General features: G+C 66.6%; 25 protein-coding genes. 14 read left to right on the top strand and 11 right to left on the bottom strand.

Going from position 1 to position 26,535, the window contains the following annotated elements; translation table 11 throughout:
* Nucleotides 1-52 precede the first annotated feature (52 nt).
* From AAG813_RS12940 to pgaA, 4 genes are read right to left on the bottom strand one after another with little or no spacing between them, the layout of a single operon-like run.
* Entirely contained in the window at nucleotides 53-595 is a 543-nt protein-coding gene (locus tag AAG813_RS12940) for a PgaD family protein (RefSeq protein ID WP_341915915.1), read from the bottom strand.
* Nucleotides 585-1,862, bottom strand: a complete 1,278-nt coding sequence (pgaC, locus tag AAG813_RS12935; RefSeq protein WP_341915912.1) for a poly-beta-1,6-N-acetyl-D-glucosamine synthase — start codon at nucleotides 1,860-1,862, stop codon at nucleotides 585-587. The genes AAG813_RS12940 and pgaC overlap by 11 nt, the downstream gene beginning before the upstream one ends.
* A complete protein-coding gene (gene pgaB / locus AAG813_RS12930) occupies nucleotides 1,859-3,991 on the bottom strand; it encodes a poly-beta-1,6-N-acetyl-D-glucosamine N-deacetylase PgaB (RefSeq protein WP_341915908.1) in 2,133 nt (710 codons plus the stop codon). Before pgaB ends, pgaC begins: the two co-directional genes overlap by 4 nt.
* Nucleotides 3,988-6,354, bottom strand: a complete 2,367-nt coding sequence (pgaA, locus tag AAG813_RS12925) for a poly-beta-1,6 N-acetyl-D-glucosamine export porin PgaA (RefSeq protein WP_341915905.1) — start codon at nucleotides 6,352-6,354, stop codon at nucleotides 3,988-3,990. Before pgaA ends, pgaB begins: the two co-directional genes overlap by 4 nt.
* A 759-nt stretch (nucleotides 6,355-7,113) precedes the next feature.
* On the opposite strand from pgaA, the gene AAG813_RS12920 reads away from it, so the two are divergent.
* Genes AAG813_RS12920 through AAG813_RS12910 form a run of 3 tightly spaced genes read left to right on the top strand, consistent with a single transcriptional unit; the run spans nucleotide 7,114 to nucleotide 9,330 of the window.
* Nucleotides 7,114-7,584: a phosphatidylglycerophosphatase A gene (locus tag AAG813_RS12920; protein WP_341915983.1), complete on the top strand. Its 471-nt coding sequence runs from the start codon at nucleotides 7,114-7,116 to the stop codon at nucleotides 7,582-7,584.
* Nucleotides 7,581-8,087, top strand: a complete 507-nt coding sequence (locus AAG813_RS12915; protein ID WP_341915899.1) for a CinA family protein — start codon at nucleotides 7,581-7,583, stop codon at nucleotides 8,085-8,087. Before AAG813_RS12920 ends, AAG813_RS12915 begins: the two co-directional genes overlap by 4 nt.
* A 7-nt stretch (nucleotides 8,088-8,094) precedes the next feature.
* Nucleotides 8,095-9,330, top strand: coding sequence for an MFS transporter (locus AAG813_RS12910; RefSeq protein WP_341915896.1), 1,236 nt, complete (start codon nucleotides 8,095-8,097; stop codon nucleotides 9,328-9,330).
* On the opposite strand, the gene AAG813_RS12905 is transcribed toward AAG813_RS12910, so the two are convergent.
* Together AAG813_RS12905 and AAG813_RS12900 are read right to left on the bottom strand one after the other, a co-directional pair.
* Entirely contained in the window at nucleotides 9,327-10,496 is a 1,170-nt protein-coding gene (locus AAG813_RS12905) for a nitroreductase family protein (RefSeq protein ID WP_341915892.1), read from the bottom strand. The genes AAG813_RS12910 and AAG813_RS12905 overlap by 4 nt on opposite strands.
* The gene (locus tag AAG813_RS12900) at nucleotides 10,493-11,533 is read right to left on the bottom strand and encodes an epimerase (RefSeq protein WP_341915890.1); all 1,041 of its coding nucleotides are present in this window, start codon (nucleotides 11,531-11,533) and stop codon (nucleotides 10,493-10,495) included. The genes AAG813_RS12905 and AAG813_RS12900 overlap by 4 nt, the downstream gene beginning before the upstream one ends.
* A gap of 96 nt (nucleotides 11,534-11,629) precedes the next feature.
* Between AAG813_RS12900 and AAG813_RS12895 the strand changes: the two genes are divergently transcribed.
* Complete coding sequence (locus tag AAG813_RS12895; protein WP_341915888.1) at nucleotides 11,630-12,514, top strand: LysR family transcriptional regulator; 885 nt, start codon at nucleotides 11,630-11,632, stop codon at nucleotides 12,512-12,514.
* On the opposite strand, the gene arsA is transcribed toward AAG813_RS12895, so the two are convergent.
* Nucleotides 12,509-14,311: an arsenical pump-driving ATPase gene (arsA, locus tag AAG813_RS12890; RefSeq protein WP_341915885.1), complete on the bottom strand. Its 1,803-nt coding sequence runs from the start codon at nucleotides 14,309-14,311 to the stop codon at nucleotides 12,509-12,511. The genes AAG813_RS12895 and arsA overlap by 6 nt on opposite strands.
* Nucleotides 14,312-14,594: 283 nt before the next feature.
* Here arsA and AAG813_RS12885 point away from each other — a divergent pair, with 283 nt between their 5' ends.
* Together AAG813_RS12885 and AAG813_RS12880 are read left to right on the top strand one after the other, a co-directional pair.
* Nucleotides 14,595-15,341, top strand: coding sequence for a hypothetical protein (locus AAG813_RS12885; RefSeq protein ID WP_341915882.1), 747 nt, complete (start codon nucleotides 14,595-14,597; stop codon nucleotides 15,339-15,341).
* A 301-nt stretch (nucleotides 15,342-15,642) separates the two neighbouring features.
* Nucleotides 15,643-16,080, top strand: coding sequence for an FKBP-type peptidyl-prolyl cis-trans isomerase (locus AAG813_RS12880; RefSeq protein ID WP_341915879.1), 438 nt, complete (start codon nucleotides 15,643-15,645; stop codon nucleotides 16,078-16,080).
* A gap of 31 nt (nucleotides 16,081-16,111) precedes the next feature.
* Here AAG813_RS12880 and AAG813_RS12875 read toward each other — a convergent pair whose 3' ends face one another.
* A complete protein-coding gene (locus AAG813_RS12875) occupies nucleotides 16,112-17,095 on the bottom strand; it encodes an LLM class flavin-dependent oxidoreductase (RefSeq protein ID WP_341915876.1) in 984 nt (327 codons plus the stop codon).
* A gap of 139 nt (nucleotides 17,096-17,234) precedes the next feature.
* On the opposite strand from AAG813_RS12875, the gene AAG813_RS12870 reads away from it, so the two are divergent.
* The 7 genes from AAG813_RS12870 (at nucleotide 17,235) to AAG813_RS12840 (ending at nucleotide 22,003) form a co-directional block, all read left to right on the top strand.
* Nucleotides 17,235-17,735 (top strand): nuclear transport factor 2 family protein, encoded by a 501-nt coding sequence (locus AAG813_RS12870; protein WP_341915874.1) that lies wholly within the window; start codon nucleotides 17,235-17,237, stop codon nucleotides 17,733-17,735.
* Between the two features lie 2 nt (nucleotides 17,736-17,737).
* Nucleotides 17,738-18,649, top strand: coding sequence for an alpha/beta hydrolase (locus AAG813_RS12865; protein WP_341915870.1), 912 nt, complete (start codon nucleotides 17,738-17,740; stop codon nucleotides 18,647-18,649).
* Nucleotides 18,650-18,651: 2 nt separating this feature from the next.
* Nucleotides 18,652-19,128: an OsmC family protein gene (locus tag AAG813_RS12860; RefSeq protein ID WP_341915867.1), complete on the top strand. Its 477-nt coding sequence runs from the start codon at nucleotides 18,652-18,654 to the stop codon at nucleotides 19,126-19,128.
* Between the two features lie 14 nt (nucleotides 19,129-19,142).
* Nucleotides 19,143-20,135 carry a hypothetical protein gene (locus tag AAG813_RS12855; protein ID WP_341915864.1) on the top strand — a complete coding sequence of 331 codons (993 nt, stop codon included), beginning with the start codon at nucleotides 19,143-19,145 and terminating at the stop codon, nucleotides 20,133-20,135.
* Between the two features lie 21 nt (nucleotides 20,136-20,156).
* Nucleotides 20,157-20,618, top strand: coding sequence for a GNAT family N-acetyltransferase (locus AAG813_RS12850; protein WP_341915861.1), 462 nt, complete (start codon nucleotides 20,157-20,159; stop codon nucleotides 20,616-20,618).
* A 313-nt stretch (nucleotides 20,619-20,931) separates the two neighbouring features.
* The gene (locus AAG813_RS12845) at nucleotides 20,932-21,558 is read left to right on the top strand and encodes a glutathione S-transferase family protein (protein ID WP_341915859.1); all 627 of its coding nucleotides are present in this window, start codon (nucleotides 20,932-20,934) and stop codon (nucleotides 21,556-21,558) included.
* 49 nt (nucleotides 21,559-21,607) lie between these two features.
* A complete protein-coding gene (locus AAG813_RS12840) occupies nucleotides 21,608-22,003 on the top strand; it encodes a VOC family protein (RefSeq protein WP_341915854.1) in 396 nt (131 codons plus the stop codon).
* Nucleotides 22,004-22,037: 34 nt separating this feature from the next.
* Here the strand turns inward: AAG813_RS12840 and AAG813_RS12835 are convergent, their stop codons facing one another.
* A complete protein-coding gene (locus AAG813_RS12835) occupies nucleotides 22,038-22,865 on the bottom strand; it encodes a UPF0149 family protein (RefSeq protein ID WP_341915850.1) in 828 nt (275 codons plus the stop codon).
* 116 nt (nucleotides 22,866-22,981) lie between these two features.
* Here AAG813_RS12835 and AAG813_RS12830 point away from each other — a divergent pair, with 116 nt between their 5' ends.
* Nucleotides 22,982-24,649 (top strand): FMN-binding glutamate synthase family protein, encoded by a 1,668-nt coding sequence (locus AAG813_RS12830; RefSeq protein ID WP_341915847.1) that lies wholly within the window; start codon nucleotides 22,982-22,984, stop codon nucleotides 24,647-24,649.
* A gap of 4 nt (nucleotides 24,650-24,653) precedes the next feature.
* Here the strand turns inward: AAG813_RS12830 and AAG813_RS12825 are convergent, their stop codons facing one another.
* Both AAG813_RS12825 and AAG813_RS12820 read right to left on the bottom strand, forming a co-directional pair.
* Nucleotides 24,654-25,094 carry a putative toxin-antitoxin system toxin component, PIN family gene (locus tag AAG813_RS12825; RefSeq protein ID WP_341915982.1) on the bottom strand — a complete coding sequence of 147 codons (441 nt, stop codon included), beginning with the start codon at nucleotides 25,092-25,094 and terminating at the stop codon, nucleotides 24,654-24,656.
* Nucleotides 25,095-25,105: 11 nt separating this feature from the next.
* Nucleotides 25,106-26,509 carry a THUMP domain-containing protein gene (locus AAG813_RS12820; RefSeq protein WP_341915844.1) on the bottom strand — a complete coding sequence of 468 codons (1,404 nt, stop codon included), beginning with the start codon at nucleotides 26,507-26,509 and terminating at the stop codon, nucleotides 25,106-25,108.
* Between the last annotated feature and the right edge of the window lie 26 nt (nucleotides 26,510-26,535).

Here is a 26,535-nt window from a genome sequence, read left to right as displayed (position 1 = left end):
TTTTGGCGCCCGCCTTCATTGGGCTTCGGGCCCTTTTTATCAAGTGCGCCTGCTACAAGTCGCCGAGACTCGAATCCCTTGCATCCTCGAGGTGTCCGTCGGGTTTGTGCTGCACGATGAGCTGCTTGGTCAGCTGCCACGCCAGGAGGCGCAAAGGCGGCACCTCGATGTAGGTCGCCAGGGCAAACAGGGAGGACGGCTCCCGGTCCTCCGGCGCGCGCTCACGCTGGTGCTGCATGTGCCGGAGCGGCGCAATGGCCAGCATGAACAGGAGGATGACACTGACGATGAAGGCATAGAGTTCCAGCAGCTCGAGGACCTCGGGCTGCGAGGGCACGCCCAGAACATGGGGCCAGGCATGCCAGAGCGCAACGAGCCAGACCGCCAGGATCAGGGACGGTCGGGCAACGCGCAACCACGCATACATTGCCAGCGTTCGCCGTCTCGAACGGCCTGTGCCGAATGCATGCAGCGGGATGCGTGCGGCATCGATGATGGGCTCGTCGACCTCGGGCTGACCCCAGGACGGCAGGCGTTCGGGCGGCAGCTTGCCGGCCTCAGGCAACACAGGGGGAGCAAAAATTTCAGGGCGCATTGGAGACTCCTCGGTCAGGGCTGATCCAGACGGCACGTTTGCCCCGGCGGCGTGCCATCGCGGTGGGAAGGGCGATAACGGTGGTCAACATGGCGATGACCCAGAAGGCGATCGGATACCAGATCGTTGCAACGAAGTAACGCAGCAGGTTGCGGTCGTACTTGCGGTCTATCCACAAACTCAGGAACATCTGCAAGAGGCAGGTCATGGCCAGCAGGGTGCCCTGCCAGTGCGGCAGCAGCCTGGACCGCCATGCCGAATCGTCGGGCAGCAAGGGGCTCAGGAAGAAGAACACCACGGCCACAGCCATCGCATAGGCCCAGGCCACGCTGGTCAGGTATTCGATGTAGATCGGCCACAGCCGCCATTGCCGCGGCCGCAGGATCCGGCCGCTGTAGCGCATCATGGTCTGGATGCCGCCGGTGGCCCAGCGTTGGCGTTGGCGGTACAGACCGCGCAGCGTTTCCGGCATCAGGATCCAGCACAGGGCGCTGGGCTGGAAGTACAGGCGCCAGCCCGCGAGCTGCAGCTTAAAGCTTATGTCGATGTCCTCGGTGAGCACGTCGGGGCTCCAGAACCCGACCTCCAGCACCGCGCGCCGACGGAACATCGCGATCACACCGGACACCGTGAAGAGCACGCCCAGCAGCTGCTGCGACCGCTTGATGAGCCCGATGATCGAGGAGAACTCGCCCACCTGCATGCGGCCCAGCAGGGTGGTTCGGGTGCGGATGCGGGGGTTGCCGGTGACCGCGCCTATGCGTTCGGAGCGCAGCATGGGCATCAGCAGCCAGGCGATGGCATTGACATCGACCAGCGCGTCCCCGTCGATGCCCAGGATGAATTCACCCTGCGCCAGCTGGCAGGCGGTGTTCAGCCCGACAGCCTTGCCCTGGTTGCTGGCGTTGTGGATGACCCGCAGGCGGCTGTACTCCCGGGACATGGCGTCCAGCAGCGTGCCCGTGCCATCGGTGCTGCCATCGTTGACGGCAATCACCTCGTAGTTGGGGTACCGCGTGCGCATCAGCTGCTCGATGACCTCACGCAGGTGCGGCGCCTCGTTGAAGCAGGGCACCACCACGGTGACCAGCGGCGTGGCCGGCAACGCGGTCAGCGGGTCGATGGCAACGTCGCGCCGCCGCTCGAAGACCCAGGCGTGCGCCAGGCCGCCCGCCATCCAGACATAGGCCATGAAAAATGGGTAATAGAAGACAAAGCCAAACAGCAGGGCCGGCAGCGCGTGCGACAGGAAAGGGGTGTCGTTCATGGCTGTACCCCGCCTTCCGTACGCACAGCCCCGGCGCCGGGAAGCCCGGCAAGCTGCGAGGGGATGTCCTGCGTCGGTGGGCTGCCTGGCAGCGAACGCTTCAGGAGCGAACGCACCGACAGCGAACGCTGCAAGGTCTTGAGCGCCGGCTGGTCCTTCAGGAAGTCGTCCGGGTAATAGCCGATGTGGCGCACGCCCTGGCGCTGCAGCAGGCGCCACTGCTGCGTCAGCTCGGCGTCGGACACCGGCTTGCCGGTGCGCCAGTCGACCGCCTGGAGTTCAAACAGCGTGCCGTTCAGGCCGTTGGGCGTCGTCGCCGCCCGCCGGGCCAGCCGGCTGAGCCAGGCCCCGGCGGTCGCCTCCTTCTGGCCTTCCATGCGGGGCATGGCCATCAGCGCCACGTAGTCGTAGGCGGCGAGCGAGGCTTCGTAGTTTTGCGCAAACCATTGCTCTGCCGCCGGGTCGAGCAGCGGCCCGGCGTAGACATTGCGGGCCGTCATCAGCACCGGCTGCCAGGCCCGCAAGCGCGCAACCAGTTGCTGGGTGAACTCGATGAGGTGCCGGGTCTTGGCGCTGGTCCAGCGCGCCATCAGCGCCGGGTCGCGCCGGATCGCTGCCACATCCCCGGGCAGGCCCCAGCGTTCGTAGGCGGCCAGTGCGGCCGGGCTGGCGTCCTCGTCGTCGGAGAGCGTGGCATCGTCGTGAAACAGGACGCCGTTGAAAGCAGCATGGCGGCCGAGGTCGTCGTAAATTTCGCCAATCAGCGCGCGCGCGTCAGCGTCAAAGGGCGAGAGGCGGTGGTAGCGCCCGGGGGCGGGAGCGACACCGTTGTCGCGCTGGGCGACCACAACCTTTGTAGCGACGGGGTTCTTCTCCGGCAGCTGGAAGGCCATGACCGGCATCCAGGCATAGACGTTGACACCGGCCCGCGTTTTCAGCTGCCAGGCCACACGCCCAAACAGGTCGGCGCGTACCGGCAGGTGGCGGTTCGGAAAGTACAGCGCATCGGCCACGCCGTCGCCATCCGGGTCGGCATAGGCCTGCAGGAACACCGAGGTGGGCGCCACGGTGGCCACGCGCTCGATCAGCACGGACAGGTTTTTTTCCTGCTGCACCGGATCGGGGTCGTACACATAGTCCAGGTCCACATGCATGACCCGGTTGACCTGTTGCGCCCGTCCCTCCACCCTGGAGCGCAGCAGCCCGGCGTAGTCGGACGCCTGATGGTTGTAGACCACCAGGGCGCGCCGGATTTCGCTGAGCGGCACGTCCGGGCTGTTGGGGCCATCGGTCAGCCGCATGGCAATGGGCATGCCTGCCTGCTCGGAGGCCAGCAAGGCCCGCGCGTTGTAGGCCCCATAAGGCCAGACGGTGGCGCGCACCTTGGCGCCTGTGCGGGCCTCGATCAACTCGCGGCTCAGGCGCAAGTCGACCTCGATACGCTGGACATACGCTGCGTCGTCCTCGTAGCGGCCGGTGGCGGGGTCGTAACGGTGGGTGGACGCCATGGGCAACAGGTTGCCCTGGGGATTGGCCTGCACGCCCTGGTGCATCGCATGAGTGTGGCTGGCCAGTTCAACCAGGCCCGAGCGGACCATCTCGGCGGCTTGGTCCCAGCGCAGGAAACGGTCCCGCGGCAACTGTTTGGCGCCGTAGGGAACACGGCCGTTGTCCGGTACCTCCAGCCAGCTGGTGACCAGGGCGAGCACGGCGGGGTAGCGGTAGCGTTGCAGCAGGGGAAACACCTTGGTGTAGACACTGCTGTAGCCGTCGTCGAATGTCAGCAGCACCGGCCTGCGCGGCAGCGGCTGGCGGCCCGCACGTGCGTCCACGATCTGCTGCAGGCTGACCGGCTGGTACTTGTTGTGGGCCAGCCAGGCAAACACGTCGGTCAGCGTGCGTTCGTCGATGGCTGTTTCCTCCGGGTCGTCCTCGAAACTGGCGCGCACGTTGTTGCGCACGTCATGGAAGGACAACACGCGAAAGGTCCGGCCATCTTCGGGGTCCTCGGGCGGCAGCGGTTGCGCGCCTGCCGGCGGCAGGGCCAGCAACACGCATGCGGCGAAGAAACCGAACAGGCGCCAGAGCCCACGGGCCTGCAGCGTAGCGGAAAAATGTGTCGAGCTCATAGTGGCACCAGAATGCTGAAGAAAATACCCCGCTGCCGCTCGCTGACGCCGTCATAGGGATGACGGGACAGGCTGAGCCCATAACGCAGCTGCAGCTTGGGCCCCAGATTCCACTGGTGTTCATAACGCAGGCCCCACATGGGCTTGCTGCCAAAGTCAACCTGGTGGTAGCGGCCAGCGCCGACCTCGAGGATCTGGAAAAACTGGCGGTCGTCGCTTTTCCAGCTCAGCCACTGGCCGCGCAGGGAGAGCTGCACACTGGCATCGCGCGCCGGGCTGAAGTACGGCGTGTCCTGACGGCGGTTGCGGCTGGCGTACCCGCCCAGCAGCGACTCCAGCTGAAACCGCGGGCCGCTCACCCAGCGCTCGCGCCAGGAGGCAGACGCCGCATGGCGCCGGTTGCTGTCGCTGAACATGACCTGCTGCCATGACAGGTCGAAGCGCCGGCCATCGTTGACCATGTAGGCTGCGCTGACACCGGCATCCCGTGCGCCTACGCCGGCCACCCGCCCTTTCCACGGCACCTCCTTGCTGTTGCCATCCACGGTGGCGGTCAGCAGCCAGTGGTCGTCGGCGCGGTAACTGACGAGCCCCGCAGCGCTGGTGCGGTACGGGCCCTGGTTGGCCTGCTGGACCTTGCCTTCGGCCAGCCAGCCCCCTCGCTGCCAGCCCAGGCCAAGGCCGCCGCGCGCCCAGCTCGCCCGCTCGTCTCCGGTCTCGCCCCGTCCCAGGATCTGGTCGTAAAAAACCCGCCACTCGTCGCCGATCAGGCCGGAGCTGAGACGGGCGTCCAGGCTCCAGGAGCGGTCCGCGAGCGCGTTGCCGTCGCCCTTGTCCACGCCGGCACCCGCCTCCAGAAAGGCACCCGTGACGGCACGCTGCTGGCGTTCGAATTTGCGCAGGAAGGTGGAGTCGGGGTAATCCGATGCCAGCGACTCCCCGATGCGCCGCGCGGCAGCAAATTCGTTGAGTGTCAGCAGCGTCTGGGCGTACTCGGCGCGGATGTTGCGGTCATAGGGATGGTTCGCACTGAGCGCCTCCAGCTGCGCCAGCGCCGCCCGCGGGTGGCCGCGCATTAGCTCGGCCTCTGCGGCCCCCTGGGCGTAACTGGCATTGAAAGGGGCCTCTTCGATCAGGGCATCGAAGTGTCGCTTGGCCTCTTCCAGGCGGCCGGTGTACAGCAGCAGGAAACCGCGCATGCCTTTCACGCTCGAGTACTCGGGATTGGCCTGCCCGGCCACAGGCGGCAGGCGCAGCAGGGGCGGCGTGTCGGCCTCGAGTTTTGCCAGCAGGGACTCGGCCTCCTCGAACCGGCCGGTATCGAGGTAAGCGTAGACCAGCCCGAAGTAGTTCTCCACCGGCATCCGCGGGCCGCTACCGTCCTTACGCAGCGCAGTTTCGTACAGCGGCACCGCCTCGACCGACCTGCGCTGCTGCGCCATCGCGTCAGCGACGGCCACCAGGGCATAGGGTTGCAGTTCCGCGCCCGAGGCGCGCAGGGTCTCGTACAGCGCAATCGTCTCGACAGGTCGTCCACGCTCCAGCAGCGCGAGCAAGCGGTCCGACAACAGGGCAACCGACAGGTCCTGCCAGGCGACTGCATCACCGGAGGCGGCCTGGGCGGCGGCGGCCTTCTGCCGCAGGACAGCGCCATCCAGGGCTTCGAGCACACGGTCCAGCGCCTCGAAGCGGGCCATGCCGATGCGCTGGTCGCGCTCGGCCACGGCCCAACGCAGTTGCTGGGCCAGCGCCTGCTGCTGCAGTGTCACCAGTTGCAGTGGCGTGAAAGTCCCCGGAGCCGCGCGCTCTGCGGCTTCGGCCTCTTCCCAGGCGGTGGTGGCAGCAACGCTTGTTGCGAGCAGCGCCGGGGCATCCCGGCGCGTGTCACTGTCTGCCCGTCGCCAGCCCTCGATGGGCGTGCTGCCCAAAAAGGGCTGGAGCCGCGGGCCGTCCGCCTGGGCAAGTCCGCTGCCTGCGGTCGGCGCTGCCGCAGGTTCCATCGCCAACGCCGGCAATTCTTTCGTGAGCGCCAGGACCGGCGCGGCGGCGTCAGGCTCTGCAGCGGCCAGGACAATGACGTCGAAAGCCGGCGGCTCGCGCCCGGCATCTTCATGGCGGCCGGCCAGCGCTTCTTGGGCCGGCAGCAGGACCGGCACGGCCAGCGGCCGCGCACAGCCCTCCGTGTGGAGGACCTCGTCGCGCCTCTCCCAGTCGCAGGCGGAGCCCTGGACATCGGCGGCCAGAGCCGGCACGGCCGGTACCGGCGACGCAGGGAGCGCACACAGCAGTGCCACAGACCAGGCGCCCGGCCGCAGCACGGTCCTGCCGGGACGCTTCCTGTCACGGGTTAAGCGGACTTTCATACACTCCCTTTTTTCTGACCACGCCAATCAATGCAACAAAAGGAAATCCCGGTGTGGTTCTGAGACGTTTTCCGGGGTTCATTGCCCACCTGCGGCATGGTTCTCGTCGGTCGTTTCGAAGACGTGTAACCAAATTCCGGCCGGTGTTGAAGGGAAGGTTAAGACGCCCGCTGCGGGTTGCCTATCGCCTGTCCAGGGTGCTCTGTTTGAGGCATGGACCGGGGGGCTGCAGCCTGGGGCCGGGTCTTGCGGGGACCCCTTTCCCTTCCGTACGGCATGACGGCATGGCGAAACGGGTGCTGTGACTATTCGTTACGGGTACTATCCGCAACAAGCGTAACCATTTGCAACCGACGTAAGGCCTGCGCCAAAAACCCAGGTCCACGGTCCCTTCCGCCATCGGCTGCTGCACCGAGCGGCCGATGGGTGAAACCCCCTCTGCTTCCTGGTCAACGCTTTAGCTATTAATACCATAGCAATCCACACCCGTCACACAAGGAATTTCGGCCATTTTTCTCTTTGACGCACAGTCGGGCGCCGGACTCCCGGCGACGGACCCATGCCCCCGCGGTTGCCGCGGCCCGCGGGCCTGCCCATAATCAGGCGTGCATCGACAAGCAGGCCAACCTGGTCTGCCGGATCGAGCGACCGACCAGCAGCCCCAGATCCATGACCCGTTTGCCAGACGCTCCCTTGTTGTTCACTTCCGCGCAGGATACGGTCGCCGCCCCTGTCCCGCGGCGCCCCACGGCCCGCTTCATGCTGGCGCACCCGGCCCACCTGCTGGCGCTGGGCTTTGGCTCGGGCCTGAGCCCGGTGGCGCCCGGCACGGCCGGCACCTTGTGGGCCTGGCTGGCCTTTCTGGCCATCGCGCCCTGGCTGAGCACGCCGCAGATGGGGCTGCTGATTGCCGTGGCCACGCTGCTGGGCTGGTGGGCCAGCACGGTCACGGCCAGAAACATGGGCGTGGCCGACCCCGGCAGCATCGTCTGGGACGAAGTCGTGGCCTTCTGGCTCATCCTCTGGCTGGTCATGCCGGCGGGCCTGTGGGGCCAGCTTGCGGCTTTTGTGCTGTTCCGCTTTTTTGACGCGGTGAAGTTCGGCCCCATGGCCTGGGCCGACCGGACCTTCAAGGGTTTTGGCTGGCGCGGCGGTTTCGGCATCATGCTGGACGACTTCGCGGCTGCGTTCTGCACGCTGCTGGTGATCGCCGCCTGGAGGTTCTGGTGAACTCCTCTTCACTATCAAAAGGTGAGCTGCCTGCGCCCGTCCTGGTTGGGCTGCTGGCCGATTTGCTTCTCAAAAAAGGCTGGCTGCTGGCCACCGCTGAAAGCTGCACCGGCGGTTTGATCAGCGCCGCCTGCACCGACCTGGCGGGTTCCAGCAACTGGTTCGAGCGCGGCTTCGTCACCTACTCCAACGAGGCCAAGACCGAGATGCTCGGCGTGGCGGCAACGCTGATCACCGCCCATGGCGCGGTCAGCGAGGAAGTCGCGCGCGCCATGGCGGAAGGGGCCATCACGCATTCCCGGGCCCGGGTCGCGGTGGCGGTGACCGGTGTGGCCGGCCCCACCGGCGGCAGCCGTGCCAAACCGGTGGGCACGGTCTGGTTTGGCTTCACGGTGGACGGACACATCAGCAGCGAGATGCAACACTTCAGCGGCGACCGCGCGGCCGTGCGTGCCGCCACGGTGCAACATGCGCTGCAGCGGCTGGTACAGCTGCTGGGCTGAACCGGCCATGCGCACCCTTCCTGCCAGTGCCGAGCTGATTGACTCCGCGACGGCCTGGCGCCGCCTGCTGGTGACCCTGGCACTGATGACCGTGGGTGCCGCCGGCATGTATGTGGTGCCCGTGGTGTTGCCGGCGGTGCAGGCCGACTTCGGCGTGGCGCGTGCCGACGCTGCCTTGCCCTACACGCTGCTGATGGTCGGCTTTGGTCTGGGCGGCATGCTCATGGGCCGGCTGGCCGACCGTTTCGGTGTGGCGCTGCCGCTCAGCGTGGGCGCTGTCGGCATGGGCCTGGGTTTCGGCGCAGCCGCCCTGTCGGGAAACATCTGGCTGTTTGCGCTGGCGCACGGTTTACTGATTGGCCTGCTGGGCAGCTCGGCCACGTTTTCACCTTTGCTGGCCGACACCTCGCTGTGGTTTGTGCGGCGCCGCGGCATTGCGGTGGCGGTCTGCGCCAGCGGCAACTACCTGGGCGGCGCGCTCTGGCCGCCCATCATCCAGCACTTTGTCGAAAGTGTGGGCTGGCGCCAGACCTACTGGGGACTGGCCTTGTTCTGCAGCCTGGTGATGTTCGGGCTGGCCCAGCTGATGCGCCAGCGCCCGCCGGCACTCGCTCTGGCGCCGGTCAGCGTGCGTGGTGTCGCTGCCAGCGACCGGCCTTTCGGCTTGAGCCTGGGCCAGGCGCAGGCGCTGCTGTGTGTGGCCGGTTTGGCCTGCTGCGTGGCCATGTCCATGCCGCAGGTGCACATCGTGGCTTATTGCACCGACCTCGGCTTCGGCGCGGCGCGTGGTGCTGAAATGCTGTCGCTGATGCTGGCCTGCGGCATCGTGAGCCGGCTGGTCTCCGGCGCCATCTGCGACCGCATCGGCGGGCTGCGCACGCTGCTGCTGGGCTCGGCCTTGCAGACCGTCGCGTTGCTGCTGTTCCTGCCGTTCGACGGCATGGTCTCGCTGTATGTGATTTCGGCGATGTTCGGCCTGTTTCAGGGCGGCATTGTGCCGAGCTACGCGATCATCGTGCGCGAGCATTTTCCCGCCGCCGAAGCCGGTGCCCGCGTCGGCACCGTCATCATGTTCACCATGGTGGGCATGGCGCTGGGGGGCTGGATGTCGGGCAAGGTGTTCGACCTCACCGGATCCTACAACGCTGCTTTTCTCAACGGCATTGCATGGAACATGCTGAACTTCGGGGTGGTCCTGTTTTTGCTGCGCCGCACGCTCAGGCCGCGATTCGCCGCTGCCTAAGCAGCGGTGATGAGGTGGGACTGCAAACCGCGCCGTGGCGACGGGCCGACCCTCGGCGCATAACCCAGCCGCGCCCACATCTGCACCGTGTAACGCGGCTGCGGCGCTTGCAGCAAGGCATGAATGTCGGCATACGGTTTGGCCTGTTCCGGGTACTCCTGCAAGGCCTGCGACAGCGGCTGCATGGCCAGGCCCTGCGCGGTGGCCGCCAGTTGCGCGCGCGCATAGGCCCGGCCGGCGTTGACCTGGGTCTTGCGGTCATTACCTTCGGTCACCAGCCAGAAAAACGCCGGCGTCGCAGCAATCTTGGTATTGAAGTCCTTGATCTGGCCAGTGGTGGCCGTGTCATCCGGCCCTGGCGCCTTGCTGCGGTCGAACAGGCCCAGCGCCGTCAGCGTACGCACCATGGGCGTGTTGATGGTGAGGCCGTCACGGTGCTCGGCAATTTCGCGCGGACCGACACGCAGCACCTTGAACGATTCCAGCACGGTGCGCGGCGTCACCAGCTCGATGCGCCAGGCCTCCATGGCGATGGCGCGGTGTTGTTGCAGCAGGTCGGGCTGGCTGGTTCCCACGAAGCCGGTGCGGATGGGAAACGGCGCAACGCTGGCGGCAATGGCCTGCAGGGCACCAGCTGCGGGCTCGCGCATCTCGTAGGCTTCGCGGTTGGTGTGGCGCTTGAGGATGTCGGCAAACAGCGGGTCCGGCTTGATGCCGGCGTCCGCGACCAGAACGATGCGCGCGACCGGTCGTTGGTCCAGCGTGGCCGGACCGAACTCGCCTTGCGGGAACAGCGTGATGTCGGCGCGCAGGCCTTTCTGTTTGGCCGCGAGGTCCAGCAACTCCAGAAAAGTGCCCTGGCTCATCATGATCTGGCGCGACTGCGGGTCGGTCTCGGGCAACAGCCGCGTGAGGTCGCAGTACAGCATGATCTCGCCGGGCTGGCGCAGGTCCACCAGCCAGGACTGCAGGTTGTGCGAGTGCGGCGCCAGAATCGCGTAGCTGAGGATCCAGCGCCGCACATCGGCGGTGTCGGCGGCGGGACCGTTCCAGGCGGCAATCGCCTCGGGCGGCAGCTCGGACGAGCAGCCGGCCAGACCGGCCGTGGCGCCCAGCACCACGCCGCCACCGGCCAGGCGCACAAAATTTCTGCGGTTCAGGTTCATGAGGCGCTCCTTTCCAAGGTTTGCCCTGCCACCGTAAGCGTTTCCGCAGGAATCGCCTTGCGCGAAGTCAACAGGCCCAGCTCTGCCAGTGCCGCACGCAGCGCCTCGGGAAACGGTGTGTGCGGCTCGGCGCCGGTCAGGGCGGCCATGCGCGTGTTGACCAGCGTGTGCGGCGTGTGCCACTGGTAGCGCATTTCACACAGCGCCGCGATTTTCGGCAACACCAGGCCCAGCGCCCGCATCATCAGCCAGGACAGCGATTGAGTCCGCAGCTTGCCGCCGGCGGGCAACCAGCCGCGCTCCCAGGCGATGTCGGTCAGTGCATCGTCCCAGTCCTGCCCCGTGAGGCTGTAGCCCGCAAAGTGCAGGGTTTCGAAGGCCGGCAGCCGATGCCGCTGCCCGGCCACCGCCACAAAACTGCGCGCCATGTCCGGCAGCCAGGCCCAGGCAGTCGGCACGTTCAGAGGGCCGGGGTAAGTGAACTTGCCGCGCCGGATGTCCTTGACCATCACCTCGTCCAGCCAAGAACCGGTGCCGCTGCCAAAAAAGTCGCCGCCGCGAATCACCACCGCCTTCATGCGGCCGTCCTGCGTGGCCGCGCGCACCTGCGCTTCGCTGGCGATGCGCATGCGGCCCTTGAAGGTGCTGGCCGCCTGCGCCGTGTCCTCGCGCAGCAGCGGCGGCATGGTCTCACCAAAGTTGTAGACGCTGGCCGGCAGCATCAGCGTGGCGCCCAATGCACGGGTGATATCAATGGCAGCCTGCGTCAGGCCGGGCAGGTCCCGGCGCCAGGCGAGGTGTGTGTACACCGGGCTGAGCCCCTGCACCACCACCGCGGCACCGTGTGCGGCAGCGGCGAGCCGGGCCGTGTCGCCGGGCTGCGCGGCCAGCCACACCACACCCGGAATCACCGGGCCGCTGGCGCCCGGGCGCAGCTGGGCGAGCACCCGCCAGCCCGCTTGGGCAAAGGCGCGTGTGGCCGCGAGGCCAAACCGTCCGCGGGCGCCGAGGATGAGAACGGTGGCAGGCTGCGTCATGGAAATCTCCTGAAGAAAAGGGGTGGACATGGCGTGATTGTGGAAACCGGCCAGCTGTTCGACAATCCCCTAACGCTTCACATCAGGTATTCATCCATGAATAACAATTTCGACTGGCGCCTGGTGCGCTCCTTCCTGGCGGCACTGGACCAGGGCAGCCTGCTGGGCGCGGCGCGTGTGCTCAGCGCCAGCCAGCCCACCATCGGCCGCCACATCGCCGAGCTGGAAGCACAGCTCGGCGTGTCGCTGTTCGAGCGCACCGGGCGTGGCCTGCTGCCCACCGCCACGGCGCTTCAGCTGGCCGAGTCGGCCCGCGCCATGGACAACGCCGCCAACGAGCTTGCGCGCAACGTGTCGGGCCTGGAGCCGGGCATCTCGGGCAGGGTGCGCATCACCGCCAGCCAGCCGGTGGCCTGTTTTGTGCTGCCCCCCATCCTGGCGCAGATGCGCCTGGCCCTGCCCGACATCCAGGTCGAGCTGGTGGCCAGCAATGCGGTCAGCAACCTGCTGCGGCGCGAGGCCGACATCGCGCTGCGCATGGTGCAGCCCGACCAAGCCAGCCTGGTGGTCAAGCGCATTGCCAAAGTCACGCTGGGCACTTATGCACACCGCGACTACCTGCGCCGGCGCGGCACGCCGAAGCAGCCGCAGGATCTGCTGAACCACGAACTGGTGGGCAGTGACCGCGACGAGGCCATCCTCAAGGGCATGGCGGGCTTTGGCCTGCCGGTGACACGCGACGCATTTGCGTTTCGCTGCGACGACCTGATCGCCTACTGGGAAGCCGTGCGCGCCGGTCTGGGCATAGGCTTCATCGCCGACTACCTGGCCGCCACCGACAAGGACGTCGTCGCCGTGCTGCCCATGATCAAGGTGCCGCCGCTGCCGATCTGGCTCACGGTGCACCGCGAGATCCGCACCAGCCGCCGCATACGCGCGGTGTATGACTTTTTGAGCCAGGCGGTGCCGAAGGCGCTATGAACTCGCCGCCTCCGCAGCCGGTTCCACCAGCGCGCCCAGGGCCGACACCCCCACCGGCGGTTCGGCCAGCCAGGGCAGCACAAAGGTGCGGCGCGCCAGGCCGCCGGCAATACGCGCGGTCTGGCGGTGCTCGCCGGCCAGGCGGGCCTGCAACAGCGGGTCGGTGGTGCCGGTGGCGGCCACGCTTTTGTTGATGACCCAGGCCCAGGGCTCGATTTTTGCGCGGCGCAAATCGTCCTGCAATGCCGCGGCCTGGCTCACCGGCGTGGCCTCGGGCAGGGTCACCAGGATGACGTGGGTCATGGACGCGTCCTGCAGCCGCATGAGCGGCGTGATGATGTGCGCGGCGTTGTTGCTGCTCTCGTACTGCTGCATCATCTGCCGGTGGTAGGCGCCGGTGGCATCCATCAGGAGCAGCGAGTGGCCGGTGGGCGCGGTGTCCAGCACCACAAAGGCGCTGCGCGCCTCGTTGACGACGCGGCTGAAGGCATGAAACACCGCCACCTCTTCGGTGCAGGGCGACTGCAGGTCTTCCAGCAGCAACGCCTGGCCCTGTTCGTCGAGCGTCTTGCCGCGTGTGGCCATGATTTTGGCGATGTAGGCCTGGGTTTCGGCCTTGGGGTCGATGCGCCCGACCTTCAGGTTGGGCAGGCTGCCGTTGAGCGTCTCGGCCACATGGGCGGCCGGGTCGGTGGTGGTCAGGTGCACGCTGTGGCCACGCTGCACCAGGCCCACGGCCAGTGCGGCGGCAATGGTGGTTTTGCCCACGCCACCCTTGCCCATCACCATGATCAGGCCGTGGCCCAGGGTCGCCAGTTCGTCGGCCAGGCGGGACAGCGGCTCGGCCGGCAAGGGGGCCACACCCGCAGCGGCATCGGGCACGGTGACCGGCATCGGACCGGCCCCCAACAACGCACGCAGCGCCGGCAGGCCCACGGTATCGAAAGCGCGCAGCGGCACCTCGTCGCGCGGCAGGCGCGCCAGCGCCTGCGGCATGTGAGCCATGGCCTCGCGACCCAGGGCTTCGAAGGCTTTGGCCGTGGCGTCATCCGGCCGGCTGGCGTGAAACACGCCATTGACCACCAGGCGCTGGTTGGACAGCCCCAACGTGCGCAGCTCCTCGGCGGTGCGTGCGGCCTCCTGCATGGGGCGCGGGTCGGGCCGCGTCACCAGCACCACGGTGGTGATGGCCGCATTGCTGAGCGCGGCGAGGGCGGCGTTGAAGCGCGTTTCCTGCATCTTCAGGCCCGAGTGCGGGCCCAGGCAGGAGGCACCGCGGTCGTTGCCGGCCAGAAAACCGCTCCAGGCCTTGGGCAGACTGAGCAGGCGCAAGGTGTGGCCGGTGGGCGCGGTGTCGAAGATGACATGGTCCCAGCCGCCGCCCTCCTGGGCCAGCAAGGCGGCAAATTCGTCGAACGCGGCAATCTCGGTGGTGCAGGCGCCGGACAGCTGCTCGCGCACGGTGGCACGTTCGTCCTCGCTGGCATCGGCTTCCAGCTGCGCGAGCACGCGCAGGCGGTAGGCCTCGGCGGCCGTGTCGGGGTCGATGTTGAGCACGGCCAGACCTGGCACGCCGGGCACGTCCACCGGCTGGTTGCGCAGCGACACGCCCAGCATCTCGTCGAGGTTGGACGCGGCATCGGTGCTGACCAGCAGCACGCGCCGGCCCGCATCAGCGAGGGCAATGGCCGACGCGGCCGACAAGGAGGTCTTGCCCACCCCGCCCTTGCCGGTGAAGAAGAGAAAACGCGTGGCGGCAGACAGAAAACCCGGAGCAGAGGCGGTGACTGTGTTCATGGCAACAGGATGACACAGGAGCGCCAGGCTGGCTTGCCGCAGATCAACGCCAGGCCGGCGACGTTCAGGGTGTCGTGGCGAAGGGTTTTTGCGGGCTGTGTAAAGTAGGCCTTGCCCTGCAGCGCCGCAGGAGCGGGACGTGTAAAGTGGTTTTGTTTTTTTGGCCGGTAGCACCCCCAGCGCGGCTGACGGGTTTGACAAGGATTGAATGCTGATACCCCGCTGGCTCCTGACGTTTTGGCATCGCCCCGCTGCGGCGGGCCGCGTGCCAGGCCCCGCACCGATGCGAATGCTGCTGCCGCAGCTGCTGGGCTCCTTGCTGGTCTTGCCTGGCGCCCACGCGCTGGAGTTCAGCTACGGCAACCCCTTCCCCGACGGCCCCTTGGCTGGCGTGGCCCGCAGCCTGACCATCAGCGGCGAACTGCTGCCGGGTGACGCCGCCCGCCTGACCGAACTGGTACGGCGCAAACCGGCTGACGCCTGGCATGCCCTCGGGCGGGTCGAGCTGGCCATTTCAGGCGGCGACACCACGGAAGCCCTGCTGCTGGCCGACACCCTGGCCGCCCTGTACCCGCACACGGTCGCGAGCGCCGACTGCGCGGGCGCCTGCGCCATCGTCTGGTTGGCCGGCGCCTGGCGCCTGTTGCCCGCCGGGCGGATTGGCCTGCAACAAGCTCCGGGGTCCGCGCCGGACAAGGCGTCCATCGACGGGCTGCGCAACTACCTCGTCAAGCAGGGCCTGCCCGTGCCGGTGTACGAGCGCTGGAGGGCCAGCCGCACCGGCGGGGTGTACTGGCTGTCCGGCCAGGAGGTCAACACCACCGGCACCTGGCCCCCCTACTATTACCAGAGGCTCAGCGCCCGCTGTCCGCCACTGGACAGCACGGACGAGTCCTTTCACGCCGTGCGGCGTTGCGCGGCCCGGCTGGTGATCAGCCAGAAGGCGTTTGCCTTCGACAAGCTGCTGGAGGGCGTCAACGACCCCTGGTGGAACGACAACCGAGACCTGCTGCGCGACGCGCCGCGATAGAACCTGGCCCCCACGCTTGTCGCTTCGCGTACTGCGCGAGGCCTTGCAGGCCGCCGCTCGCCAGAGGCTTCGCTTCTGTCGCCTGTCCAAAGCTGCTCAAGCAGCTTTGGAGCCGCAGGCTCCAGCCCCTCGGGGGCCGCTGCGCCTGCGGACTGGCGGAGCCAGATCCACGGCCCTGGCTGGTCTGAAGACCCCTGCGGTTGCTCATTCCCGCTCGCTCGCTTCATGTAACTTTTTGCACCGCGCTAACATGGCTGCATCCCGGTCAATTGGCCTTCTGAACATCACCCAAGGAATTTTCATGCGATCCATTCTCTGCGCCAGCGTTTTGTCATTGTTCGTGTTGCCCGCCGCCTGGGCGCAAGCCGATGCAGCGGCGGCCGCGGCCGCCAAGGAGGCGGGTGCGGCCGTCACGGCCAGCGGGCTGGTTTACCGCTCGCTGAAAGACGGCAGCGGCGCCAGCCCGGCCGCCACCGACACCGTCAAGGTGCACTACCGTGGCAGCTTTCCCGACGGCAAGGAATTCGACAGCTCCTACAAACGCAACGAACCCACGGAGTTTCCGCTGAACCGCGTGATCCCCTGCTGGACCGAAGGCGTGCAGAAAATGAAGGTGGGCGGCAAGGCCAAGCTGACCTGCCCGGCGGCGATTGCCTATGGCTCGCGCGGTGCGGGCGGCGTGATTCCGCCGAACGCCACGCTGCAGTTCGAGATTGAGCTGCTGTCAGTCAAGAAGTAGCCCCCACGGTTGCGGCTGTTCCCGACCAGCCTCAGTCCTGCAGGCCGGACGTGATCTCGTAGGAGCGCAGGCGCGCCTTGTGGTCGAAGATCTGTGAGGTGATCATCAGCTCGTCGGCGCCGGTGCGGGCCACGAAGGCTTCCAGCGCCTGGCGTACCGTCCCCGGGGCGCCTATGGCCGAGCACGACAGGGTCTGCTCCAGAATGGCGCGCTCGGGTGGTGTCAGGCGCTCCTCGTAACCGGCCACCGGCGGCTGCAGGCGCGAAGGCCGGCCGCTGCGCAGGTTGACAAAGGCCTGCTGCATCGACGACGACAGCAGCTGCGCCTGCTCGTGGCTGTCGGCCGCAAACACATTGAAGCCCAGCATCACATAGGGGCGCGCCAGCTGTTCCGAGGGGCGGAAGCGGCTGCGGTAGATCTCGATGGCCTGCATCATCTGCGCCGGCGCAAAGTGCGAGGCAAAAGCAAACGGCAGGCCGAGCTGGGCCGCCAGCTGCGCGCCGAACAGGCTGGAGCCCAGAATCCAGATCGGCACCTTCAGGCCGGCGCCGGGCACGGCGCGCACGCGCTGGCCCTCGGACACCGGATCGAAGTAATGCATGAGTTCGACCACGTCCTGCGGAAACTCGTTGGGGTCGGCGTTCAGGTCGCGCCGCAACGCGCGTGCCGTTGCCTGGTCGGAACCCGGCGCCCGGCCCAGCCCGAGGTCGATACGGCCGGGAAACAGCGATTCCAGCGTGCCGAACTGCTCGGCAATCACCAGCGGGGAATGGTTGGGCAGCATGATGCCGCCGGCACCGACGCGGATGCGCGAGGTGCCGCCTGCCACATGCGCCATGACAACTGCCGTGGCCGCACTGGCAATGCCGGCCATGCCGTGGTGCTCGGCCAGCCAGTAGCGCTGGAAGCCCCAGCGTTCGGCGTGTTGCGCCAGGTCCAGGGTGTTGCGCAGGGACTGCGCGGCGTCGCTGCCCTCCACGATGGGGGAGAGGTCCAGAACGGAAAATGGGATCATGGGCAAGCAGATGGGTCGCGTTGGCGCATTATCAATGCCCGGCCTGTCGCCGGCGTGCCTGCGACCTGTTACAGGTCGCTGCGCGGGCACAGCCGGACGGTGTACGATTTCGCGGGTTCCCTCACTTCCGAAAGCGCTTATGCACCCCAACGAGCAGACCCTGGAGAAGTTCTACAGCGCCTTCGCACGCCTGGACCCGGACACCATGGCCCAGTGTTATGCGCCCGACGCGACGTTTGACGACGAGGCGTTTTCGCTGCGCGGGCACGAGCAGGTCACGGGCATGTGGCACATGTTGTGCGACGCCACCCGGGCCAAGGGGCGCGATGTGTGGAAACTCGACTACAGCGACGTCCAGGCCGACGCGGCCACCGGCCAGGCGCACTGGGAGGCGCACTACCGCTTCAGTGCCACCGGGCGTTTGGTGCACAACGTGATCGACGGGCGCTTCACCTTCACGCCTCAGGGGCTGATCGCCACGCACCGTGACCGCTTCAACTTCTGGGCCTGGGCGCGTCAGGCGCTGGGCACGCCGGGCCTGCTGCTGGGCTGGACGCCCTTCCTGCGCAGCAAGGTGCGCAAAACGGCGGCGGCCAACCTGCACACCTACCTGGCGCGCCGCAAACAGGGCGGGCACTGAGCATGGCCTCCACCCTGCCCGATCTGTGGTTTGAGGGCTTTGAAGCGCGCGACTTCGAAGTCAACGGCACCTCCATTTTCGCCCGCTATGGCGGCAATGCCGCCGGCCCGACACTGCTGCTGCTGCACGGCTTTCCGCAAAGCCATGTGATGTGGCACCGCGTGGCGCTGGCGCTGCAGGCGCATTTTTTCCTGGTTATGCCCGACCTGCGCGGCTACGGCGACTCCTCCAAGGTGGCCGGCCTGCCCGACCACAGCAACTACAGCAAACGCAACATGGCGCAGGACGCCGTGGCCGTGATGGACGCGCTGGGCCGCGGCAGTTTTTTCCTCTGCGGCCACGATCGCGGCGGCCGCGTGGCGCACCGCCTGGCCGTGGACCACCCCGGGCGGGTGGACCGGCTCTGCCTGATCGACATTGCGCCCACGCTGGACATGTACAACGCCACCGACATGCGTTTTGCCACCGCGTATTACCACTGGTTCCACCTGATCCAGCCCAACCCGCTGCCAGAAACCATGATTGGCGGCTGCGCCGTCGACTACCTGCACGCCAAGCTCGGCGGCTGGGGCAGCCGCGGCCTGAGCTACATCGAGCCCGAGGCGCTGATCGAGTACGAACGCTGCTTCTGCACGCCCGAGGCGATCCACGCCGCCTGCGAGGACTACCGCGCCAGCGCCGGCATCGACCTGGTGCATGACCGCGAGAGCCGGGCGCGCGGCGAAAAGATCGCCTGCGACACCCACGTACTCTGGGGTGAGCGCGGTGTGGTGCAGCAGCTGTTTCAGCCGCTGGCGCTGTGGCAGGCACAATGTGACGGCATTGTCAGCGGCCAGGCCCTGTCGGCCGGGCATTTCATTCCCGAAGAGCTGCCGCTGGAAACAGCGCACGCCCTGCACACCTTCTTCAAATAACCATGGCCCACTACACCGCCGAAGTTTTATGGCTGCGCAACGAAGGCGACTTTGCGGGCAACCGCTACAGCCGCCGGCACCTGCTGCGTTTTGACGGCGGCCTGGAGGTACCCGGCTCCTCGTCACCGCATGTGGTGCCGCCGCCGATGTCCGATGCCTCGGCATTGGACCCGGAGGAAGCCTTTGTGTCCTCGCTGGCCAGCTGCCACATGTTGTGGTTTCTGTCGATCTCGGCCAAACGCAAATTCTGCGTGGACCGTTATTTCGACGCCGCGGAAGGCATCATGGAAAGGAATGCCGACGGCAAGATGGCCATGACCATCGTGACGCTGCGTCCCGACGTGGAGTTTTCCGGCGCGCGCCAGCCGACCCGCGAAGAGCTGGACAGTCTGCACCACGAGGCGCACGACGCCTGCTTCATCGCCAACTCGGTCAAGACCGACGTGCGCTGCGAGCCGGTGTATGGTGCGCTCGCATGAGCCGCGCAGCGACGATGCGCACCGGCCTTCAGCGCCGGGCTGGCTGGATCCCCCTGCTTGGCCTGTTGGGCCTGCTCGGCGGCTGTGCTTCAAAACAGGCGATGAACACCGTGGACCTGGAACAAGGCCGCCTGCCCGCGCCCGACATCACCCTCCAGATTCCCGGCCTGGGCCCCTGCACAGACAGCGCCGACCGCAGCCTGCGCATTGATTCGACCCAGCCGGTGCAGGTGCTGGTGCATGGCTGCTTCGGCTCCTCCGGCCAGTTCCGGGGGCTGGCCCAGGTGCTGGCCTTTCACGGCCAGCAGACGGCCTGCTTCACCTATGACGACCGTGCCAGGCTGGCAACGGCGGCAGACGAACTCCGGCAGGCGGTCCAGCAGCTGGCCGCGCAATCGCGCGTGCCCCAGATCACGGTGATCGGGCACAGCCAGGGTGCGCTGATTGCGCGCAAGTCGATGACGGAAGCGCCAACCCCGCCGTCACGGGGGCGGCCTGTCGATCTGCGGCTGGTGACCGTCTCGGGACCCTTCTCCGGCATCGACTCGGCCAGAACCTGCGGCAAGACCTGGCTATACCCAGTCACGCTGGGCATGTTGCCCTTGAGCTGCTATATCGCCACCGGCGCGAAGTGGGCGGACATCACCTATTCGTCGCGCTTCATTCGCGAGCCCGGGCCGTTGGCGCCGCAGGTGGCCAGCCACCTGAAGATTGATACCGACGAACGTGGCACCTGTCGGCGTGAAGAAAACGGGCGCTGCGTGGAAGGCGACGATATTTTTTCACTGGCAGAGCAACGCCACCCCCTCGTGGAGGCCGATGGCCGTACCCGGCGGGTCGAGGTGGGTGCAGGCCATGTCGAGATCGTCGGCGACAAGCAGGTGGCCCCCAAGAAGCTGATTGCCATCTTGCAGGCCCAGGGCGTGCTTCGCCCCACGCCGGCCGCCAGCCTGCCCGCTTTCGGATTGCTGCTGGCACGCGTCTACGAAGGCAAACCCGGCCGGTAACAAAAAGGGACTCAGCACAACATGGCTCCTGCCGTTCTCATTCGCCCGCTCCGCGAAACCGACCTCACCGCCTGGACGCCGCTCTGGGACGGCTACAACGCGTTCTACGGCCGCGAGGGCAAAACCGCGCTGGCGCCGGAAATCACGAAGATCAGCTGGCAGCGCTTCTTTGATCCGGCCGAACCCGTCTTTGCGCTGGTCGCCGAGCGCGACGGCAAGCTGTGCGGCCTGACCCACTACCTCTACCACCGCAGCACCACCCGCATTGAACTCACTTGTTATCTGCAGGACCTGTTCACCGACCCGCTGGTTCGCGGCCAGGGCGTCGGGCGGGCGTTGATCGAGGGTGTGTACGAGCAGGCAAAGGCGGCCGGCATCAAGCGGGTGTACTGGCAAACACACACCACCAATGCAGCCGGCCGGCTTCTTTATGACAAGGTGGCCCAACACACGGGCTTCATTGTTTATTCGCAGGAGGTTTGACCGCGGCGACTGTGACGCTTTCCATGAGGAGGTGGCGTTCCGATGCCTGCCTCGATACGCTATCAAATAAATAGCTGCTGGCGCTTATCTCCATTGGGCCGGAAGGCAAAGAGACCATAGAAATCGCCGGATCGATGCGTCAGGAAGAACAAAGGAGGCGCGTGGCTTTTTTTCACAGTTTTTTTATGGCGGTAGCTTCGGCAGTCTCTTAAAGTGATGGCTGTTTGCGGCTGCACCTCTCCGCGCAGACCCGACATATGTTCGCTTTTCGCTCCAATACCGGCACTCCCTCTGTCCAAGGAGACATCCCGCCATGAACGATCTTGTGTTTTTTACAAACCCGCAGTCACGCGGCCGCATTGCCCACTGGATGCTCGAAGAGACGGGCGTGCCCTATGAAACTGTGTGGCTCGACTTTGGGTCCACCATGAAAAGCAGCGACTATCTCCGCGTGAACCCCATGGGCAAGGTTCCCGCCCTCAAGCACGGCGACGTTTCAGTCACGGAAGCGGGCGCCATCTGCGCCTACCTTGCTGATCGTTTTCCCGAGAAGCACCTGATTCCTCCCCCCGGTCATCCGTCCCGCGCCGCCTATTTTCGATGGCTGTTTTTTGCGGCAGGTCCGCTGGAACTGGCCGTGACCGCCAAGGCACTCGGCTGGCAGGTTCCCGAAGGCAAGAGCAGCTTTGTCGGGTTCGGCAGTTACAGTGCCACGATGGATGCACTTGAAACGGCGCTCATGCCCGGACCCTACATCTGCGGCGAGCAATTCACCGCTGCCGACGTGTACGTGGGCTCCCAGCTTGGCTGGGGCATGATGTTTGGCACCATTGAAAAGCGCGCCCTGTTTGAAGCGTATGTCGGACGGCTTTATGCGCGCCCGGCTGCCGTGCAGGCCAATCGCATCAACGAAGACTATCTGAAAAGCCTCAAGCCTTGATGTCAAGGCAGAGGGCTTGCCTGAGTCACCCCCTGTCGGAGTCACCGCCATGTACATCCCGCCTGGTTTCGAAACCGTCACCCCTTACTTTTTTGTGGATGACGCCGCGCGCTTTGTCGACTTCCTGGTTCATGGCCTGGGTGGCTATGAAACGCTGCGCAGCCTGCGGGCCGATGGCTGCATCGCCAACGCCCAGGTGGTGCTCGGAACCTCGACGGTCATGGTCAGCGAGTCCTCGCCGGAGTACCCGGCCATGACCGGCGCCTTTTACCTGTATGTGGAAGATGCCGACGCGTCGATGAAGCAGGCACTGGCGCACGGCGCGACACTCGAGATGGCTGTTGCCGACATGCCCTACGGTGATCGCCAGGGCGGCGTGCGTGATACCCACGGCAACATATGGTGGTTATCCCAGCGAATCGTCCATGAGCCCTATTCCGCCTGAGTCGCCTGAATCTCCTGAGCTCGAGCCGCGGCCCTCACCCCGCCCCGTGACACTTCTTGTATTTCTTCCCGCTGCCGCAGGGGCACAAATCGTTGCGGCCGGGCGTGGCCTCTTTGTGAATGGTCGCCACCTTGGCGCCGAAGCTTCGCCAGAAGCCGCGCAGGTCGTACACCGCCCATAAGGCTTCGCCGAATTGTTCGAGCCGCGTTTCGCTGGCGCTGGGCGCGGCGTCTTCGCCGAGCATGGGCACCTGCATCGGGCCCGGGTCGTCGTCGGTCAGCTCGATGATGGCGCCCAGCGCGGCGTCGAGGTCCTCGACGGCCTGCTTGTCCTTGGCTTCCTGGCGCGACAGCGCCCACTCGTCGGGCCAGGACTCGACCGCGTACATGAAGCCCAGTGCCCAGACTTGGGCGAACGAGGGCACGCTGTCCATGTCGATGTCCTTGCGCTCTTCCTCGGGCAGCCGGGCCAGCATGCCGCGCATGTCGCCAACCTGCGGGTAAAACGCGCGCTCGTCCTGCAGGCTTTCCACGTCGGCGTCCAGCGCGCGGCAGATGTCCTGGTAGCGACGGTTCCACAGGTCCATGAACTGCGCGCGCTGCGCATCGCTGGCAAACAGCTGCCGGGCGACGGCCTCGTCTTCGGCGCCCTCGAAGTCGAGCAGCACGGCCATGTATTCGTCGGGCGGGATCTCGCGCCGCGTGCAGGCCAGCGCGGCCATGAAACCCTCGCAGAACTCCCACTGCGGCGTCTCTTCCTCGCGGTTGCGCAGGTCATCCAGAATGGTGTCCAGGGTCTCGAAATCCTCGGGGCTCAGGGCGCCCGGGAAAGTCGAATCGGCAGGGGCGGGGGCGTCTGTCATGGGGTGTCCGTGGTGGTTTAACTCGTATGATGGGCAGTGTAGCTGCAGCCCCTCTGGCGGGCGAGCCCCGGCCTCCTCCCCCCTCCCCCTTCCCCCTTCCCCCTGCAAAGGCTTGCATGCGCCATCGTTTCACCGCGGGGTACCCCGTCCGCTACACCGCCCTTGTCCTGTGCGCGGCCGGTTTCCTGCTGGGCGTTTACATGCTGTTCGATTCCGGCCGGGGCCTGCTGGCGCTGCTGCTGTTCGGGGGTCTCTGCGGCGTTGGCATCCACGATGTCCTGCAGACCAAAAGCTCGATCCTGCGCAACTACCCGGTGATGGGCCACCTGCGTTTTCTGCTGGAGTTCATCCGCCCGGAGATGCGCCAGTATTTCATTGAAAGCGATTCGGAAGCCGCGCCGTTTTCGCGCGCGCAGCGTTCGCTGGTCTACCAGCGCGCCAAGGGCGAGCTGGACAACCGGCCGTTTGGCACGCAGCTTGATGTGAGCCAACACGGTTACGAGTGGATCAACCATTCGGTGCAACCCACCCACATAAGCTCGCACGACTTTCGCATCACCATCGGCCCGGACACGGCGCAGCCCTACAGCGCCAGCATCTTCAACATCTCGGCCATGAGTTTCGGCGCGCTGTCGGCGCCGGCCATCCTGGCGCTCAACAGCGGCGCCCAACGCGGCGGCTTTGCGCATGACACCGGCGAGGGATCGATCTCCCAGCACCACCGCGTGCATGGCGGCGACCTGATCTGGGAAATCGGCTCGGGTTATTTCGGCTGCCGCAATAACGACGGCAGCTTCAGCCCCGAGCGGTTTGCAGCGGGCGCCACCGACCCGCAGGTCAAGCTGATCGAGCTCAAGCTGAGCCAGGGCGCCAAGCCCGGGCATGGCGGCATCCTGCCGGGCCCCAAGGTGACCGCCGAAATTGCCGCGGCCCGTGGTGTGCCGATCGGGATGGACTGTGTCTCGCCGTCGTCCCACAGCGCGTTTTCGACACCGGTGGAAATGATGCATTTCATCGCCCGCCTGCGCGAGCTCTCGGGCGGCAAGCCGACCGGCTTCAAGTTCTGCGTCGGCCACCCCTGGGAGTGGTTTGCCATGGTCAAGGCCATGCTGGAAACCGGCATCACGCCGGACTTCATCGTGGTCGACGGCGCCGAGGGCGGCACCGGCGCCGCGCCGCTGGAATTCACCGACCATGTGGGCGCGCCGGTGCAGGAAGGGCTGCTGCTGGTGCACAACACGCTGCTCGGCGCCGGGTTGCGGAAAAAGATCAGCATCGGCTGCGCCGGCAAAGTGATCAGCGCCTTCGACATCACGCGCATGCTGGCGCTGGGTGCCGACTGGTGCAATTCGGGCCGAGCCTTCATGTTTGCGCTCGGCTGCATCCAGGCGCAGACCTGCCACACCGGCAACTGCCCGACCGGCGTGACCACGCAGGACCCGCTGCGGCAAAAGGCGCTGATCGTTCCCGACAAGGCCGAGCGCGTCTGGCGTTTTCACCAGAGCACGCTGAAGGCGCTCAAGGAACTGCTGGAAGCGGCCGGACTGCGCCACACCAGCGAACTCACCGCGCACCACATCGTGCGGCGCATCAACGACACCGAGGTGCGGCTGCTGTCGAACCTGGTGCTGCATGTGAAAGAGGGCTCGCTGCTGACCGACCTGGAGAGCCAGCACCAGGTCTTCAAGCTGTACTGGCCGCTGGCCAGCGCACACAGCTTTGCGGTGACCCCGCCGGAAGACAAGGTCTCCAGCACCGGCGAGCTCGCCCCCGCCGCCGCATGAAACCCTAGATTGCTACTATATTGATAGCTGCTCGCGCCCGCACATCAAGGGCTAGAAGCCTTTTTCGCATGCAAAGTACGGCCTGGTCCTTGCTCAGCAGCCAGGCTTTGTGGGCCACCGCCAGATCGATGAAGATCTGGTCGTCCGCGTCGCTGCAGGTCACCGGCGCCTTGCCTCCGGCTACCACGGTGCGCGCATGGGTGTCGAAGGCCAGCAGCACCTGCGCCGCGGCCAGGCCGTCGCGCGTCAGCCGCTTGGCAACCTGCGGGTAGCCCAGCACACGGGCCAGCTCGACCCGCATGGCGGCGGTGGCCAGCCAGTGCAGCTGCCCGGTGACCACCGCGCTTTTGAGCGCCTGCGCCGCCAGGTCGCCAAACACAAACAGGTCGAGCACGATGTTGGTGTCGAGCACCACGCAATCACCGGCCCGCGCCGGGCTGTCCATGGCGACCGGGCTCACGGCGTGGCGGCGGGCTTTTTCTCGCGCGCCGAACCGGCCACCATGTCGAAGCGGAACAGCCGGCATTCGATGGGGCCGTTCCACATCGGCACGCGGCGCGATTCCTTGAGCCGCATTTTCTGCGGCAGCTTCATGTCGGGCGTCAGCACGTGGGCGGTCCAGCCGGCGTAGTTTTTCTTCCAGTGGCTGGCCAGCTGCGGAAAGAAGTCGGACGCCTCCTCACCCCAGGCATTGACGGCCTGCTCGCGGCCCGGATTGGCCGAGCGGTCGCGCGAGGTCTCGAAGGCGGGCTCATCCTGGGTGTCGCGGCTGTCACCGGCGTCGCGATTCAATGGCTGGCCGAACTCGTCGATCGGCTGGTTGCGGTGGTCGTGCGGGGCCTGGCCGCCCTGCTGGCGGCGCTGGTCGCGGCCCTGCAGCGCGGGGATGCCGGCCACACCGGCCACATCGATACGCTCGCCGTAGGGCGGATTGACCAGCATCACGCCCGAGGGCGCGGGCGGCATGCGCTGCAAGGCGTCGCCACCGCGCAGCTGCACCGCGTGCGCGACGCCGGCGCGTTCGGCATTGCGCTCGGCGAAGTCGACCATGCGGAAGGACACGTCGCTGCCGAACACCGGCGCGGTCGGCGGCGTGATGGCCTGCTCGGCCTGATCCAGCAGCCCTTCCCAGACGTGGGGCTGGAAGGGCACGAATTTTTCAAATGCGAAGTGCCGGCCCATGCCAGCCGCGATGTTGCAGGCGATCTGCGCCGCCTCGATGACGATGGTGCCCGAGCCGCAGCAAGGGTCGTACAACGGCACGCCCTGCTTGCACAAGCCGTTTTCACCGCTCCAGCCGCTGGCGGCCAGCATGGCGGCGGCCAGGGTTTCCTTCAGTGGCGCGTCACCCTTGTCCTCGCGCCAGCCGCGCTTGAACAGCGGCTCACCCGAGGTGTCGATGTAGAGCGTGACGGTGTCGGTGGTCAGGTGGGCGTAGACGCGCACGTCGGGCCAGCGCGTGTCGACATCGGGACGCACATCGTATTTGTCGCGGAAGCGGTCGGCGATGGCGTCCTTGATCTTCAGCGCGGCAAAGTTCAGGCTGGTCAGCGGACTGTGCTGCGCGGTGATCTCGACCTTGAAGGTCTGTTTGGGTGTGAACCAGATCTCCCACGCCACACTGGCTGCAGCGTTGTACAGGTCCTGCTCGCTGCGGTAACTGTTGTGCTGCAACTCGATCAGCACGCGCTGCGCCAGCCGGCTGTGCAGGTTGAGCTGCAGCGCGTCGCGCCATGAGCCCGTCACCTGCACGCCGGCGCGCCAAGCCTTGCCCTGGCTGCCGGTGATGCGTTTGACCTCGGCGGCAAGAAGTTCCTCGACGCCGGCGGCGCAAGGCAAAAACAATTGAAGTTGGTTCATGGGTAATTCTTTCCCGAGGATTTCGG

Source organism: Polaromonas sp. YR568 (assembly GCF_943371715.1).
Classification (GTDB): Bacteria; Pseudomonadota; Gammaproteobacteria; order Burkholderiales; family Burkholderiaceae_C; genus Polaromonas.
Note: the sequence above shows the minus strand (reverse complement) of the source record. Positions and strands in the feature narration are given on the sequence as shown.

Bases quoted from the DNA above. Each gene is read 5' to 3' on its own strand.
- AAG813_RS12940 (WP_341915915.1), bottom strand. From the start codon at position 595: ATGCGCCCTGAAATTTTTGCTCCCCCTGTGTTGCCTGAGGCCGGCAAG.
- pgaC (WP_341915912.1), bottom strand. From the start codon at position 1,862: ATGAACGACACCCCTTTCCTGTCGCACGCGCTGCCGGCCCTGCTGTTT.
- pgaB (WP_341915908.1), bottom strand. From the start codon at position 3,991: ATGAGCTCGACACATTTTTCCGCTACGCTGCAGGCCCGTGGGCTCTGG.
- pgaA (WP_341915905.1), bottom strand. From the start codon at position 6,354: ATGAAAGTCCGCTTAACCCGTGACAGGAAGCGTCCCGGCAGGACCGTG.
- AAG813_RS12920 (WP_341915983.1), top strand. From the start codon at position 7,114: ATGCTGGCGCACCCGGCCCACCTGCTGGCGCTGGGCTTTGGCTCGGGC.
- AAG813_RS12910 (WP_341915896.1), top strand. From the start codon at position 8,095: ATGCGCACCCTTCCTGCCAGTGCCGAGCTGATTGACTCCGCGACGGCC.
- AAG813_RS12905 (WP_341915892.1), bottom strand. From the start codon at position 10,496: ATGAACCTGAACCGCAGAAATTTTGTGCGCCTGGCCGGTGGCGGCGTG.
- AAG813_RS12900 (WP_341915890.1), bottom strand. From the start codon at position 11,533: ATGACGCAGCCTGCCACCGTTCTCATCCTCGGCGCCCGCGGACGGTTT.
- AAG813_RS12895 (WP_341915888.1), top strand. From the start codon at position 11,630: ATGAATAACAATTTCGACTGGCGCCTGGTGCGCTCCTTCCTGGCGGCA.
- arsA (WP_341915885.1), bottom strand. From the start codon at position 14,311: ATGAACACAGTCACCGCCTCTGCTCCGGGTTTTCTGTCTGCCGCCACG.
- AAG813_RS12885 (WP_341915882.1), top strand. From the start codon at position 14,595: ATGCGAATGCTGCTGCCGCAGCTGCTGGGCTCCTTGCTGGTCTTGCCT.
- AAG813_RS12880 (WP_341915879.1), top strand. From the start codon at position 15,643: ATGCGATCCATTCTCTGCGCCAGCGTTTTGTCATTGTTCGTGTTGCCC.
- AAG813_RS12875 (WP_341915876.1), bottom strand. From the start codon at position 17,095: ATGATCCCATTTTCCGTTCTGGACCTCTCCCCCATCGTGGAGGGCAGC.
- AAG813_RS12870 (WP_341915874.1), top strand. From the start codon at position 17,235: ATGCACCCCAACGAGCAGACCCTGGAGAAGTTCTACAGCGCCTTCGCA.
- AAG813_RS12865 (WP_341915870.1), top strand. From the start codon at position 17,738: ATGGCCTCCACCCTGCCCGATCTGTGGTTTGAGGGCTTTGAAGCGCGC.
- AAG813_RS12860 (WP_341915867.1), top strand. From the start codon at position 18,652: ATGGCCCACTACACCGCCGAAGTTTTATGGCTGCGCAACGAAGGCGAC.
- AAG813_RS12855 (WP_341915864.1), top strand. From the start codon at position 19,143: ATGCGCACCGGCCTTCAGCGCCGGGCTGGCTGGATCCCCCTGCTTGGC.
- AAG813_RS12850 (WP_341915861.1), top strand. From the start codon at position 20,157: ATGGCTCCTGCCGTTCTCATTCGCCCGCTCCGCGAAACCGACCTCACC.
- AAG813_RS12845 (WP_341915859.1), top strand. From the start codon at position 20,932: ATGAACGATCTTGTGTTTTTTACAAACCCGCAGTCACGCGGCCGCATT.
- AAG813_RS12840 (WP_341915854.1), top strand. From the start codon at position 21,608: ATGTACATCCCGCCTGGTTTCGAAACCGTCACCCCTTACTTTTTTGTG.
- AAG813_RS12835 (WP_341915850.1), bottom strand. From the start codon at position 22,865: ATGACAGACGCCCCCGCCCCTGCCGATTCGACTTTCCCGGGCGCCCTG.
- AAG813_RS12830 (WP_341915847.1), top strand. From the start codon at position 22,982: ATGCGCCATCGTTTCACCGCGGGGTACCCCGTCCGCTACACCGCCCTT.
- AAG813_RS12825 (WP_341915982.1), bottom strand. From the start codon at position 25,094: ATGGACAGCCCGGCGCGGGCCGGTGATTGCGTGGTGCTCGACACCAAC.
- AAG813_RS12820 (WP_341915844.1), bottom strand. From the start codon at position 26,509: ATGAACCAACTTCAATTGTTTTTGCCTTGCGCCGCCGGCGTCGAGGAA.